Annotated in this window: 14 protein-coding genes; 7 read left to right on the forward strand and 7 right to left on the reverse strand. The window is 32.0% G+C overall.

Features of this window, described 5'->3' with window-relative positions; all coding sequences use genetic code 11:
- Window position 1 precedes the first annotated feature (1 nt).
- Window positions 2–592 carry a transposase gene (locus AC4FQX_RS07465; RefSeq protein WP_491167055.1) on the forward strand — a complete coding sequence of 197 codons (591 nt, stop codon included), beginning with the start codon at window positions 2–4 and terminating at the stop codon, window positions 590–592.
- Window positions 593–1,016: 424 nt separating this feature from the next.
- On the forward strand, window positions 1,017–3,392 hold the full coding sequence (gene pbpC / locus AC4FQX_RS07470) for a penicillin-binding protein 1C (RefSeq protein WP_491167056.1): 2,376 nt from the start codon (window positions 1,017–1,019) through the stop codon (window positions 3,390–3,392).
- Between the two features lie 202 nt (window positions 3,393–3,594).
- On the opposite strand, the gene AC4FQX_RS07475 is transcribed toward pbpC, so the two are convergent.
- Window positions 3,595–4,104 (reverse strand): barstar family protein, encoded by a 510-nt coding sequence (locus tag AC4FQX_RS07475; protein WP_491167057.1) that lies wholly within the window; start codon window positions 4,102–4,104, stop codon window positions 3,595–3,597.
- A gap of 446 nt (window positions 4,105–4,550) precedes the next feature.
- Between AC4FQX_RS07475 and AC4FQX_RS07480 the strand changes: the two genes are divergently transcribed.
- Window positions 4,551–6,026, forward strand: a complete 1,476-nt coding sequence (locus AC4FQX_RS07480) for a DASS family sodium-coupled anion symporter (RefSeq protein WP_491167154.1) — start codon at window positions 4,551–4,553, stop codon at window positions 6,024–6,026.
- A 59-nt stretch (window positions 6,027–6,085) separates the two neighbouring features.
- Here AC4FQX_RS07480 and AC4FQX_RS07485 read toward each other — a convergent pair whose 3' ends face one another.
- Both AC4FQX_RS07485 and AC4FQX_RS07490 read right to left on the reverse strand, forming a co-directional pair.
- The gene (locus tag AC4FQX_RS07485; protein ID WP_491167058.1) at window positions 6,086–7,633 is read right to left on the reverse strand and encodes an Rne/Rng family ribonuclease; all 1,548 of its coding nucleotides are present in this window, start codon (window positions 7,631–7,633) and stop codon (window positions 6,086–6,088) included.
- Between the two features lie 277 nt (window positions 7,634–7,910).
- Complete coding sequence (locus tag AC4FQX_RS07490) at window positions 7,911–8,207, reverse strand: HU family DNA-binding protein (protein WP_491167059.1); 297 nt, start codon at window positions 8,205–8,207, stop codon at window positions 7,911–7,913.
- A gap of 132 nt (window positions 8,208–8,339) precedes the next feature.
- Here AC4FQX_RS07490 and mutY point away from each other — a divergent pair, with 132 nt between their 5' ends.
- The 3 genes from mutY to gldD all read left to right on the forward strand — a co-directional run bounded on the left by mutY (window position 8,340) and on the right by gldD (window position 10,561).
- Window positions 8,340–9,383 (forward strand): A/G-specific adenine glycosylase, encoded by a 1,044-nt coding sequence (mutY, locus tag AC4FQX_RS07495; protein WP_491167060.1) that lies wholly within the window; start codon window positions 8,340–8,342, stop codon window positions 9,381–9,383.
- Window positions 9,384–9,428: 45 nt separating this feature from the next.
- Window positions 9,429–9,851 (forward strand): single-stranded DNA-binding protein, encoded by a 423-nt coding sequence (locus AC4FQX_RS07500; RefSeq protein ID WP_491167061.1) that lies wholly within the window; start codon window positions 9,429–9,431, stop codon window positions 9,849–9,851.
- 146 nt (window positions 9,852–9,997) lie between these two features.
- Entirely contained in the window at window positions 9,998–10,561 is a 564-nt protein-coding gene (gene gldD, locus AC4FQX_RS07505) for a gliding motility lipoprotein GldD (protein WP_491167062.1), read from the forward strand.
- A gap of 203 nt (window positions 10,562–10,764) precedes the next feature.
- On the opposite strand, the gene AC4FQX_RS07510 is transcribed toward gldD, so the two are convergent.
- Window positions 10,765–11,151, reverse strand: coding sequence for a heavy-metal-associated domain-containing protein (locus AC4FQX_RS07510; RefSeq protein ID WP_491167063.1), 387 nt, complete (start codon window positions 11,149–11,151; stop codon window positions 10,765–10,767).
- A 113-nt stretch (window positions 11,152–11,264) separates the two neighbouring features.
- On the opposite strand from AC4FQX_RS07510, the gene AC4FQX_RS07515 reads away from it, so the two are divergent.
- Window positions 11,265–12,131: a DMT family transporter gene (locus AC4FQX_RS07515; protein ID WP_491167064.1), complete on the forward strand. Its 867-nt coding sequence runs from the start codon at window positions 11,265–11,267 to the stop codon at window positions 12,129–12,131.
- 179 nt (window positions 12,132–12,310) lie between these two features.
- Here the strand turns inward: AC4FQX_RS07515 and AC4FQX_RS07520 are convergent, their stop codons facing one another.
- The 3 genes from AC4FQX_RS07520 to AC4FQX_RS07530 all read right to left on the reverse strand — a co-directional run bounded on the left by AC4FQX_RS07520 (window position 12,311) and on the right by AC4FQX_RS07530 (window position 14,127).
- Window positions 12,311–13,210, reverse strand: coding sequence for an HTTM domain-containing protein (locus AC4FQX_RS07520; protein WP_491167065.1), 900 nt, complete (start codon window positions 13,208–13,210; stop codon window positions 12,311–12,313).
- On the reverse strand, window positions 13,203–13,766 hold the full coding sequence (locus AC4FQX_RS07525) for a hypothetical protein (RefSeq protein WP_491167066.1): 564 nt from the start codon (window positions 13,764–13,766) through the stop codon (window positions 13,203–13,205). The genes AC4FQX_RS07520 and AC4FQX_RS07525 overlap by 8 nt, the downstream gene beginning before the upstream one ends.
- Before the next feature lie 157 nt (window positions 13,767–13,923).
- Complete coding sequence (locus AC4FQX_RS07530; RefSeq protein ID WP_491167067.1) at window positions 13,924–14,127, reverse strand: hypothetical protein; 204 nt, start codon at window positions 14,125–14,127, stop codon at window positions 13,924–13,926.
- Window positions 14,128–14,469: the final 342 nt, after the last annotated feature.

Genomic DNA, 14,469 nt, shown 5'->3' on the forward strand with positions numbered 1-14,469 from the left:
AATGAAAAAAGAAATTTTTGAAGTAGGATATTACTATCATATTTATAATAGAGGAAATAACAAAGAAAATATTTTTATTGAAGAAAGAAATTATGCCTATTTCCTTCAACTCTTAAAAATATATATTTTACCTGTTGCAGATGTTTATACTTATTGTCTGCTTAAAAATCATTTTCATTTATTAGTAAGAATCAAAGAAGAAGATGAATTACCTGAAAAAGTAAGAGAGAAAATATATTTATCTTTTTCTCATTTATTTAATGCTTATAGTAAAAGTATTAATAAAGCCTATAACAGGTCGGGAAGTTTATTTCAGGAGCATCTTAACAGAATCAGAATTGACGATGAAAACTATTTAAAGCAGTTGGTTGTTTATATACATATGAATCCTGTAAAACATAAATTTTCAGATGATTTAAAAAAACATCCTCATTCATCCTATCATTCCTATTTATCCGATAAAGATTCTGCTATTGAGAGAGAATACATCCTAGGGCTTTTTGGAGACAAAGAGAATTTTATATTGCATCATGATGAAAATAAAATAAAACATGAAGGAATTATCGCCGATATCAATACATTTGATCAATAAATTAATATTATTTTATCCTAAAGATGATACCTAACAGGTTTTGGAAACCTGTTAGGATATAAAATATAAAAAATAATAATATAATTGATCGTCTGGGTTTTTGATTGAAGGAGTAGTTTTACTCTTTTTGATAATTTAGAATACGGGTGCGTTTATCCTAACAGGTTTCCAAAACCTGTTAGGTATAGTTATTCATTATGATTATAAAAGGTTAATGTATTGAAATATTCTATTTTACAAAAGAAAATGTGATTTTAAAATCATGTATTGGAGTATCTGTTTTTAAAAAAGAAATCTTTAAGTTTTATTATGTTTAAACCTTAAAAAGGCTTTTTAAAAATCATTTGGATGTATTAAAATATAGATACCTAACAGGTTTTGGAAACCTGTTAGGGGATATAAAACAAAATAATTTGTATACCCTTTGAAAAATAAAATAAAAGTATTTTTTCAACATATCATTCATTGGATAAAAAGAAATAAGATCAAAAGTAGCTTGGGTTGTATCCTTTTGATACTGTATTATTTTTCTTTACCACAGGTTTTGTTTGATAACTCCTATGTGACCGTTATAGAAGGAAGAAAAGGAGAATTACTTGCGGCAAAAATTGCTCGTGACGGACAATGGCGATTTCCGGAACAAGATACCGTTCCTGAAAAATTCAAAGAATGTATCGTTCTTTTTGAAGATCAGTATTTCTACAGACATCCCGGTTTTAATCCCATTGCAATGTTTAATGCGTTCAGGCAGAATAATAAGGCAAATAAAATAGTTAGAGGAGGAAGTACCCTTACCCAGCAGGTAATCCGTTTATCCCGAAACGGAAAGAATAGAACCTATTTTGAAAAAATAATAGAAGTCATACTTGCTACCCGATTAGAATTCAGGTATTCAAAAGAAAAGATAATCGAATTATATGCAGCACATGCTCCGTATGGAGGAAACGTTGTGGGGCTGGAAATGGCATCATGGCGTTATTTTGGTGTAAAACCCGAACAGTTATCATGGGCCGAAACTGCTACTTTAGCTGTCTTACCCAATGCGCCGAGTTTAATATATCCCGGAAAAAACCAGCAGATATTACTCAGTAAGCGAAATAAATTGCTCGAAAAATTATATCAGGAAAAGATAATCGATCAGATTACTTACGAATTATCCCTTGAAGAACCTCTACCTCAGAAGCCTTTTGCATTACCGCAGATAGCACCACATTTATTAGACCGATTATCTAAAAATCATGAAGGAGAACGGATCACAACAACAATTGATTTCCATCTTCAGAACAGAGTCAATCAGATAGCACAACAATATTATAATCAGTACAGACAGAATGAGGTCTATAATCTTGCTGTTTTGGTAATTGATGTTAAAACGAGGAATGTGATTGCCTATGTAGGTAATTCCCCAACAGATGCAGCACATCAGAAAGATGTTGATATTATTTCCGCACCCAGAAGTACAGGCAGCATCCTGAAACCATTTTTATATGCAGGTATGCTGGATGATGGAGAGTTGTTGCCTAATACCCTTGTTGCAGATATTCCTACTCAGATATCAGGTTATACCCCACAAAATTTTAATCTGACTTATGACGGAGCCGTACCCGCACACAGAGCTTTATCACGATCTCTGAATATTCCGTCTGTATTAATGTTACAGGAATATGGAGTATATCGTTTTTATGAGCAATTGCAGAAGTTCAAATTAAAAAACATATCAAAACATCCAAATCATTACGGGTTATCGTTGATCTTAGGCGGAGCAGAATCTAATTTGTGGGATTTATGCCGTACGTATGCAAATCTTTCAGGTACACTGAATTATTATACTATCAGTTCAGGAAAATATCGTACAAAAGAATTTTCTGAATTAAACCTGCTACATGATAAAAAAGCAGATTTTGGAAAAGATTCTTTTCAGAAAAATATTTTAGGAGCAGGTTCCGTTTGGCTGACCTACAACGCCATGAAACAAGTAAACAGACCCGAAGGAGACGAAGCCTGGCAGTTTTATGATTCCTCATTAGAAGTTGCTTGGAAGACAGGAACCAGTTTTGGAAATAGGGATGCTTGGGCAATCGGAACAACAAAAGATTATGTAGTAGGAGTCTGGATCGGGAATGCAACAGGAGAAGGGAGGCCGTCTCTTACAGGGGTCAGCAGTGCAGCTCCGGTTTTGTTTGATGTCTTTAATCTTTTACCTCGTTCCAGATGGTTTGAGACACCTTTAAATGATCTCGAAGAAGCGGAGGTTTGTCGGTTAAGTGGTTATCTGGCTCAGGAAAATTGTCCTAAAATCAAACAGCTTATTCCCGTGAATGGAAAAAGAACAGATGCCTGTCCTTATCATAAATTGATCCATTTAGATAAAACAGAACAGTTCAGAGTAAACAGCAGTTGTGAAAATGTTGAAAATATGGTAATCAGATCATGGTTTGTTTTACCTCCGGTAATGGAATGGTATTATAAAAAGAAACACGTTGAATACAGAACATTGCCACTTTTCCGCTCAGATTGCGTTGGAACAACGATCGGTTCAATGGATTTTATTTATCCAAAAGAGAACGGGAAAATATATCTGACAAAAGATTTTGAAAGTAAAACACAGTCTGTCGTTTTAAAAGTAGCCCATTCACAACCCGATATTAATTTGTTCTGGTATATCAATGATACCTTTATCGGGTCTACCCAGACATTTCATGAAATGCCTTTAGAAGTGAAAACAGGGATTTATTATATCACAGTGACGGATGAGTTCGGAAATGAGATAAAAAGGAAAATAGAGGTTATAAAAGACTAATTGATGTCATATCCGGATGGGTATAGTTTGTAATTAAACCCGATTTATGACAAAAGAATAATTACTTGCAGAGATGTAAAATTACAAAGCAATTTTGAATATAGTTGATTGTTTTTATGCCTTCGAACCTTTGCGACTATAATTTTTTTGAAGTTCATTATAACATCTGTCTTTCCTGTGATTTCAAAAGCTTGAATGGTTTTTAATGATCTGCTTTTCTGTCAGACAGTAATACTTCTTTGTTGTTCCAGAGTAGAGGAATTGAACCAACAGGATCAGATTGAAAATCAGGATTATCGACCTGAGATAATACAATTAATCTTTTTCCAAACAAAAGATGCCGTCTTCCTACATCAGAAAACAGATTCAGTAAAATAGAACCTGTCTTTTTATCCAAAGTGTCCAAATGACGAAAAACAATGAGTAGCCCGGGCTCTGAAATCTCTATATCAGAAAGAGAGTCGTTAAGAGCGTCAAAATTGTTCCCGAAATAATCGGGAAAATTAAATTGCTCCTTTAATTGACAGTACATTTCCGCGGAGTTTATCCAGGTTTTACAGTCAAAATCAATAACAGAATAACCTTCATTTTTAAACCACTTCACGTCATTATTCAGAATTTTTGGTTTTCGGTATAAATTTACCCAGCCATTTTGAAGTATGAACCAGTCAAGACGTTGCCATTCTTCAGGATTGTTTAAAAACACTGCCATTTTCGATTAGTTATAAGTCTTAAATATAGTTAAAGTTTATAAAAGTATAGTCATTGAAACTCTTTTTATTCTGATTATGTCGGAATAATATTTATCCAAAAGAGAAAGAATAAAATAGATATTACATTTTTTTTTCAGTTATTTGTTAAATATTTTTATGTATTGATTTTACTTTTATTATTTATGGTAAAACATAGGTTTTTTGTTGTAAATTAATACATCTTGTTTTGTAAAACAGAAGATTTTTTGTAATCTGAGAAAGTGCATAGTATCAGTAAAAAAGGAAAACTTACTTTCCTTTTATAAGGTTTTACAGGTATTGTAATTAATATAAAGTTATTAAAATGGTTTTGTAGATTTCAAAATAAAAGATTCATCTGATAATTTATCCGTTCATAATTGAGATTAGGATTATAGTATATCAAGAAAAAAATATCAAAAAATATATTATGTATAAATTAACTCCTCTAAAACCATTACCTTCTTTATTAGCCGTTGCGATAACAGTATTGATTTGGTTTGTTATTCCTGTACCGGAAAGTGTAACGCCAAATGCGTGGCATTTACTTGCCTTATTTATAGGTACTATAGTCGCTATTATTGGCAAAGCAATGCCGATAGGAGCTATTTCAATTGTCGCTATTGCATTAGTGGCTTTAACAGGTGTGACTAATCCGGATAATCCGACAGCAGCTCTTGGCGATGCTCTTAGCGGTTTTTCCAATCCGTTAATTTGGCTGATCGGTTTTTCCATTATGATTTCACTCAGTTTGAATAAAACAGGGTTAGGGGCACGTATCGGGTATTATTGTATTTCTCTTTTTGGTAAAAAAACATTAGGAATAGCGTATGCATTAACGTTAGCAGAAACATCTTTAGCTCCTGTTACACCTAGTAATACCGCCAGAGGAGGAGGGATTATCCATCCCATTATGAAATCAATTGCTAATAGTTTTGATTCTAAACCTGAAGAAGGGACTTCTGACAAAATAGGACGTTATCTGGCATTAGTAAATTATAATATTAATCCCATAACTTCTGCAATGTTTATTACGGCCACAGCGCCAAATCCTTTAATTGTCAAATTAGTATCCGAAGGAACCAATTCAGCAGTTAAATTAACATGGTCAATGTGGGCAATTGCTGCTATGATACCAGGAATAATATCTTTAATTGTAATGCCACTGATTGTTTATTTACTGTATCCGCCAAAAATTAAGCACACTCCTGATGCTCCACAGTTTGCTCAGGATAAACTTAAGGAATTAGGAGCGATAACATTACCTGAGAAGATTACTTTAGGCGTTTTTGTATTATTACTAGTTCTATGGGCAGGTGTTCCCGCTTTACTATTTGGAGATTCATGGACAATAGATCCAACGGTTGTGGCATTAATCGGACTTTCTATTCTATTAACTAGTGGTGTATTAAGCTGGGATGATTTATTAAAACAAAAAGGAACCTGGGATACTGTAGTTTGGTTTGCTGCGTTAGTTATGATGGCAGGTTTTTTAGGCAAACTCGGATTAGTTGACTGGTTATCTCAGACGGTAGGTTCCGGTATTTCCCATCTGGGTATGAGCTGGGTTGGAGGAACAGTCTTACTTACTATAATTTATTTATACTCACATTACCTTTTTGCCAGTACCACCGCCCATGTCACCGCTATGTTTGCAGCATTTTTTGCAGCAGGTATAGGATTAGGAGCACCACCTGTACTTTTAGGACTGATTTTAGCTTTTGCATCATCATTAATGATGTCATTAACACATTATGGAACAGGAACAGCACCAATTGTTTTTGGGTCAGGTTATACTACTCTGGGTGAATGGTGGAAAACAGGATTTGTATTAAGCGTAGTTAATTTAGTGATTTGGATTTTCATTGGTGGATTGTGGTGGAAATTCTTAGGTTATTGGTAAGTTGACTGTTTATAAAAAAAGCATAAAAAAAACGCCTGTCTTTCGACAAGCGTTTTTTTTTAATCTACTCTGATAATATTTCCTTCTTTATCAAAGAAGTGATATTCCAGATACGTGTAAGCGTCACGAGGTATAATTTTCACCCATTTTTTATGTTCAAAAAACCATTTTGAACGTAATGATGGAAAACCTTTTGTAAGGTATGCAGCCACAAACGGATGTACATCAAGTACAATTTTTTTATGACTTTTTTTAATTCTTTCTAAGTCAGAAGCAATTCTATCAATAATTAAGATAGGAGCTTCAATTTCCCCTTTATCATTGTTAGGGTCTTCCTCTCTTGTTTTGATATTAACTTCTGGTCTTACTCTTTGTCTGGTAATTTGAATTAATCCAAACTTACTAGGAGGCAAGATTTTATGCTTTGCTTTGTCATCGCTCATTTCCTCTTTCAGAAAATCATATAAAACCCTTCTGTTCTCGGGATTTGACATATCAATAAAATCAACTACGATTATACCGCCCATATCTCTTAATCGCAGTTGCCTTGCAATTTCGGCGGCGGCAATCAGATTTACTTCTAAGGCAGTGTCTTCTTGATTTTGTGCTTTATTAGAGCGATTTCCACTATTTACGTCAATAACGTGTAGTGCTTCTGTATGTTCAATGATAAGGTATGCACCTTTACTCATTGATACTGTTTTTCCGAATGAAGTTTTGATTTGTCTTTCTATATTATATTTCTCAAAAATAGGTAAGTTGTTCGATTGGTAAAACTTAACAATTGATTCTTTTGAAGGCGCTATTTCTTGCAAATAGTCCTTTGTCTGATAATACAGCTCTTCATCATCTATATGAATCCCACTGAAGGTATCATTAAATACATCTCTAAGTATGGAGGAAGCTCTGTTGAGTTCTCCTAGAACTTTTGATGGATGATGTGCTGTTGGTAGTTTTCTACACATTGCTGACCAACGGTCAAGCAAATTTTGTAAATCTCTGTCTAGTTCGGCTACTTTTTTGCCTTCTGCTACTGTGCGAACAATAACACCAAATCCTTTTGGTTTAATGGATTGTACCAATCGTTTAAGACGTTCTTTTTCTTCTTTAGACTCTATTTTTTGAGAAATAGATACTCTGTCGGAAAAAGGAACTAAAACAATATATCTACCTGCAAGGGATAGCTCTGAGCTTATCCTCGGGCCTTTAGTAGAAATAGGTTCCTTGACGACCTGTACTAAAATAGACTGGTTGGCATTTATTACATCAGTAACAGTTCCGTCTTTGTCTATCTCCTTTTCAAAAGGAAAGTTTTTTAGGGAGAAATCTTTTATTTTACCTGCGCTTACAAGTTTAACGAATTTCATTGAAGAAGCTAGATTGGGTCCTAAATCATGATAATGTAAAAAGGCATCTTTTTCAAAGCCTACATTTACAAAAGCAGCATTAAGTCCGGCAACCGGCTTTCTTATCTTGGCAATAAAAATATCACCAACTTGGAAGTTGCTTTTTTCTTCTTGCTTATGTAATTCGATTAGTTTTCCATCTTTTAATAAGGCAAAATCTACTGCTTCTGAACTAGATCTGATGATTAATTCTTTATTCACGCTGCAAATTTTTATCCATTCGTCCATAACGAATAGATGGATTAAACAATATTTTACAGGTATAGTAGTACCCGGAGAAATAATTTACTATTCTAAATAGTAATGATATTATTTCGATTTCAAAGAACTTTTTAAAAAAAAGAAAAAGTAGTTTTAAACTACTTTTTCTTTTTATGACGGTTAGCTCTTGCTCTCTTTTTACGTTTGTGAGTAGCTACTTTATGTCTTTTTCTTTTTTTACCACTTGGCATAACTTATTGGTTTTGTGATTAATAAATTAGTTTACTTTTATTTCTGTATTCGTTTTCACACCTTCTACAAACACTTTGGCAGGTTTAAATGCCGGAATGTTATGAGCAGGGATTTTAATAGTAGTATTTTTTGAAATATTTCTACCAGTTTTTTCAGCTCTAGTTTTAATGATAAAACTACCGAAGCCTCTTAAATAAACATTGTCGCCAGTTTCTAAAGAATTTTTAACTTCTTCCATAAAAGACTCAACTGTTGCTTGAACGTCTCCTTTTTCCAGACCTAGTTTTTCGGAAATTTTTGCTACGATATCTGCTTTCGTCATTTTCTTTCTTATTTATAATGATGTGAATTTTTTTGAGCAGGCAAATATATGAATTTAAAAAAGAATAATTATATCATAAATGATTAAAATTTAATAACATAAACTTTTATGTTTGTCAATTAATTTTTAAATATGAATTTCACTAACTTATTAATCCAATGGTATTTGAAGAATAAGAGAGATTTACCATGGAGAAATACCCAGGATCCGTATCATATTTGGCTGTCAGAAATTATGCTTCAACAGACGCGAGTTGTACAGGTAATGTCTTATTTTTTTGCTTTTACAGAAGCTTTTCCAACTGTTTTTGATCTTGCAAATGCGACAGAAGAGAGAGTTTTGAAACTTTGGCAGGGGTTAGGGTACTATTCCCGAGCCAGAAATCTACATAAAACTGCACAATATGTCGCCTTCGAAAGAAATGGCTTATTTCCGGATAATTATAAAGATCTTTTAAAATTAAAAGGAGTTGGAGAATACACCGCCGGAGCAATTGCCTCTTTCAGTTATAACGAAGTAGTTCCTGTAGTGGACGGAAATGTATTTCGGGTATTATCACGTTATTTTGATGTAGAAAGTGATATTTCGCTGAATATAACTAAAAAAGAATTTCAGGATTTGGCTCTGGAACTAATCCCAAAAGATGACCCTGCAATTTTTAATCAGGCGATAATGGAGTTTGGTGCCCTTCAATGTGTTCCTAAAAGTCCCGATTGTACTGTTTGTGTAATGAGTAATAGTTGTGCTGCTCTACAAAAGAAAAAAGTAGACAGACTTCCCGTAAAAGAAAAGAAAGTTAAAGTAAGAGACCGATTTTTTAATTATCTGGTGTTTTCTGATTCAGAAGGAAAAACAATAATAGAGAAACGAACAGCAAAAGGGATCTGGCATAATTTATATGAATTCCCTTTACTTGAAACCGTTCAGCCAGAAGAGGAGCACAAGATAAAAGCTCAGATCACGGAACAGTATTCAGACAGGTTTAAGATACAATCCGTTGAAGCGTTAAATAAGAAAAAGATAGTTCATAAATTATCTCATCAACATTTACATATTATGTTTTGGAAGATAGAGGTTCAGAACAAAATAGAAGAAGGTATTGATTATCAAACAGTATTGACTTTCCCTTTTCCAATAGTATTGTTTGATTTTATAGAAAACGAATGGCCTGATTGACTGAAAAAATAGTATATTTGATCGAACTAAATAAATTTTAGAAGTATGAGTGGTACATTGAATAAAGTTATGTTAATAGGACATCTCGGAGATGAAGTAAAAATGCATTATTTTGAAGGAGGTAATTGTATTGGAAGATTTCCTCTGGCAACTAATGAAACTTATATCAATAAACAAACCAACGAAAAGATAACATCAACCGAATGGCATAATGTTGTTGTAAGGAATAAAGCTGCTGAGATATGTGAGAAGTATTTATCAAAAGGTGATAAAATTTATATTGAAGGCAGAATTAAATCCAGACAATGGCAGGGGGAAGATGGTATTGTGAAATATACGACTGAGATTCAGGCTACAGAATTCACCTTTCTGACTACAAAAAAAGATTCAGAAGCAACAAGACAACCTTCCGTTCCTCCTGAACGACCAAAGGATATTCAGTTACCGGAAAATGATTTACCGTTCTAAACGATTAAAATCCTGTTCACTGAATTTAAAGCAATATTTTTTCGTTATTTTGCCTCTTGAACTTTAAGTTGTTAGTTTTTAGTTTATAGCAGGAATAGATAGATTCAAAAAAGGACTAACGCTAAAATAGTAACTAGTAATTTAAGATGTTGAATAAATATATTATCAGAATTATGCTGTTAACAGCTTTGGTATCTTTTGTTGGTTGTAAAAAAGATACTCTTCCAAAACCACAGAGTCATCTCCGGTTAGATTATCCTGTTGCAGGATATACTCCTTTTTTGAGTAATTGTAGTTATACGTTTAATGTTAATACACAGGCTGCTGTTAAAAATAACGGAAACTGTAATTTTAATATTGAATATCCTAATATGAAAGCTACGGTTTATTTGAATTATAAATCGGTAAACAATAATATTAATACATTGCTCAGAGATGCTCAGAAATTAACATATGAGCATGTGATCAAAGCAGATGATATTTTAGAACAGCCTTTTCAGAATCCTGAGAATAGAGTATACGGGATGTATTATCAGGTAGGAGGCAATGCGGCTTCACAGGCACAATTCTATTTAACAGACAGTTTAAGCAACTTTGTAGTAGGTTCCGTGTATTTCTACGCAAAACCAAACTTTGACTCTATTATGCCTGCTGCCAGTTATATAGAAAATGACGTGAAAGTTTTGATGGAATCATTGCGATGGAAATAATGAAAACAGGAACAAAGAGTTTAAGGTTCAAAGTTGCAGGGCTTTAAATAGCCTTTCATAAAAACGACTAACATAATCTTTGCAGTTCAATATAAAGCATAGGACTATCAACTATCAATTAAAAACTATAAACTAAAAAAGCATCCGTTTAATAGGATGCCTTTCTGACAAAAGATAAAATCTTTTTATAATTGAATTAACAACTAAGCAGGATTATTGGTTGTTTTTACGTCTGAAACTTTATAAAGTCCACCACCCGCAACACTTTCTACTGTTTTAGCTAATTTTTCAGGAGTTTGTTTTGCAGAATCATATTTTACAGTAGCTGTTTTGGTATCAAAATCTACTTTAGCTTCCTGAACACCTTCCTGTTCGGCTAATTCTTTTTCTATTTTTGCAGCACACATTACAGCGCAGGACATTCCGTCTACAGTAAAGCTTGTTATTTCTGTTTTTCCGGCAATAGCAGGAGTTTCCGTTTTTGTAACAGGAGTTTCTTTTGCATCTATATTTTCTTTTGCAGCATCTTTACAGCTTACGAATAAGAATCCGGCAATAACTACAAACATTATTTTTTTAATGAAATTCATAGGAGGTGTTTTTTAGATTTTTTAAAGAGAACCATAACTTCAACAAAAATAGCAAAAAAGTTCTGGAAAAGTCATTAAAAAAACAGACTTTTGAGACTTTAAAAAATAATATTATGAGCGCTAAACAATCAAAATGGTTTTTTCTTATTCCAATTGCTCTGGTTTGGGGAAGTTCTTTTATATTGATTAAAAGAGGCCTGGAAGGATTAACACCAATACAGTTAGGGTCTTTGCGAATTATTTTTGCTGCTGCTTTTTTGGGGATCATCGGATTTAAAAGTATTAGAAAAATTCAGAGCAGACAATGGAAATTTATTGTACTGACTGCTTTTGTGGGCAGTTTTTTACCGGTCTATTTATTTTCTTTTGCACAAACGCAGATTAGTAGTTCCATAACTGCTATATTAAATGCATTGACACCTCTGAATACTCTGGCAATAGGAGCTATGGTTTTTGGTATCGGATTTCAGAAGAGGCAGCTTGTGGGGGTAATTATTGGATTTATAGGTTGTGCTTTGTTAGTTTTGCATGGAGCAATTAATAATCCGACACAGAATTATTATTATGCTATTTTTGTAATTATTGCTACAATCTGTTATGCTACGAGTATTAATCTTATAAAAAGATATTTATCAGATCTGAATTCTCTGAGTATTGTTACAGGGAATTTTATGGTATTGTCCATTCCGGCGGTTATAATTTTATTTTTTTCCGGTTTTGCAGATGTAATACAGTTACCTCAGGTACAAACTTCAGTGTTTTATGTTATGATTTTAGGAGTGATTGGAACCGGAATAGCTAATATATTATTCTTTAAGTTGATCCAGATTGCATCACCTGTTTTTGCTTCTTCTGTAACCTATCTTATTCCGGTAGTGGCTTTTTGCTGGGGAATATTAGATTATGAATCCATTAGTCTTATTCAGTTAATAGGAGCCGCAATTATTTTGACAGGTATATATTTATCAAGTAAGAAATAAAAAGACGATTTAAGAACCTAGTTTCGGTTACTGAGAAAGAATAATATAGAAATAAGAACAACTAATGCAGTTTATCTGATACTGTGATGTACAAAAAAACCTCAGAGTAATCTGAGGTTATAATTTGTTTTCTATAACAGAAGAGATCGTTTAAAACAATTTTATTACTAGAGTCATTCTTAATTTAATTTCCATTTTTTTAATTGATTTGATAATTTTAAATTAATGGTTTGAATACTATTTAAATTTATGTAGTATTTGTTCCAAGCAATTAGATTTAATAGTATCATAATTGATCCAAAAGTGTAGAATTTCATAAAAATAATAATTCCAAGATGCAACAATATTATTGATATTAGAGTTATCATTCGTGTTTTTTTGTAATAAATTAAAAAAGGATAAAAAAGTTCAATAAATAAAATAACCCACCCTGATATCATAAAGAAGAAGCCGGAATCTTCTATAAAAGAAGAATACAGTTCAATAAAATTAGGAGAAAAGTTATTTAAGACATACCACATTGCATTCCCGTCAAACCAGTCTGTTCCTAAAATTTTACCAACGCCTGCAAAAAAATAGACTATGCATAACTGGATTTGTATAAAACGAATTATAAAGGAGTTGATTATTTTCGTTGTTTCATGATTTTTAGTGGGAAAGTAAAAGAAAATATTTATAAATAAGCTAAAGCTTATAAAATAATCAGCGCCATAAGAAAAAAAGTAGCTCGAATTGACAAGCATTATATGAATAAGCCATGCTACAATCGAAAAAATAAATGGTTTATAATTTAATAATACAAATATCAAAGAAAGAAAATAAATTGTAATTACAATAGATAAAGCAAGTTTATACGATATTCCAATCGCTTCTAAGGGGTTAATAATCCAGGATAACAAAGGGACCGAATATCCGGCTATTTTTAAATTAACGGTTTCATTGATTAGCCCGTTTTTACTGAAAAGATCAAATAGATCAGGAGATAACAATAAAATATTTAGTAAGCAGAAAGAGGTGATAATCCAACTAATTTCTTTTGTGTATTTAATGTTATATTCAAATAGAAATCGCTCAATCATTATTATTTTTTTTAATTTTTGATAGTAAAATAGTTTTTGCTTCTTTGTTGGTTTTTGTTTTTTTCACATCGGAAAACTCATGAATTTTTAAAAAAATAGATATTTCAGTAATAGCAGGATTTAGGGTAAATAATCTGGAACTCATAGAGGCAAATATTTTATCTCTTAATTCGGTTTCTGAAATATAAGAATTGAGATAATAGGTAGCGGTCAAAAATTTTGTATCCGATTCAATAGATTTTAGAATTTGTATTTTTGTACCGTTTTCAGAGGTACAAAAAAGCTTTAAAGAGGTGTTATCTATATTAGGAGAAAAGAATTCATATCCCCTGTCTGTGCCTGTTAGGTTCGTATAAGTGCTTATTGTGTTTTTAATAGATTTTGGAGACGAATAGGAAACGGACTGATTTAATTTTGAATAGCTTTTCCCAAAATAACTAAATTTATCTATACTGTTTGTGTTTATTAAAGAATTTAACCCTCTTATATTAATGTAGACTACACTGATTATGTGAAATAATAGAAATAAGAGTAATGCAATTTTTTTATTTCTCATAGTTTAAAAAATTTAACAATGAAACTTGTCTAAAAAATAAAATTAACCCCATGAGAATTGCTTAAATAATTAAAATCTCCAAGGTATATCTATAAATAACAATGAAGCTGTCAGTACTTTTCAGACAGCTTCATTGTTTGTTAGAACTTAATATTATCTATCTCTGATCAGGACCAACACTAATGAAATTAGTTGATATAAACCACCAATTAGTTTGTTCTTTTTTAATAAGCTCTTTTAGATCAACGGAGTTGTCTACTGTAACATCAACATTACCGTCTTTTGCAGTAGCAAATGACGAAATAAAGAATGTGCAGGCACAAATAAGCCCAAAAGTTAATTTTAAAGTTTTGTTTTTCATAATAATACTGATTTAATGTTATTACTTTTTTTATTTCACACATAATATATTCACTTAAATAAAAAATATACTATGTTAATTTAAGCAAAAATAGAATTTTTTTTTTAATTTTTAACTATTTATATTTATTTTTTTATAAACATTTTAACAACTGTAAGGTTTAATTCGTTGGATGAAGCAGTAGAGCTGTGTTAGTGGATACCTAAAATTCAACAGGTTAGAATAATTCTCTTATAGAAAAGGCAAACGAAAAGAAATACGTATTTTGCTTTTGTTAGGTAATAACTTATTTTAAGATGGAATAACAATAAAAAAGAGGTTATCAGTATAGACAACCTCTTT

Source organism: Flavobacterium sp. AK-301, assembly GCF_058310215.1.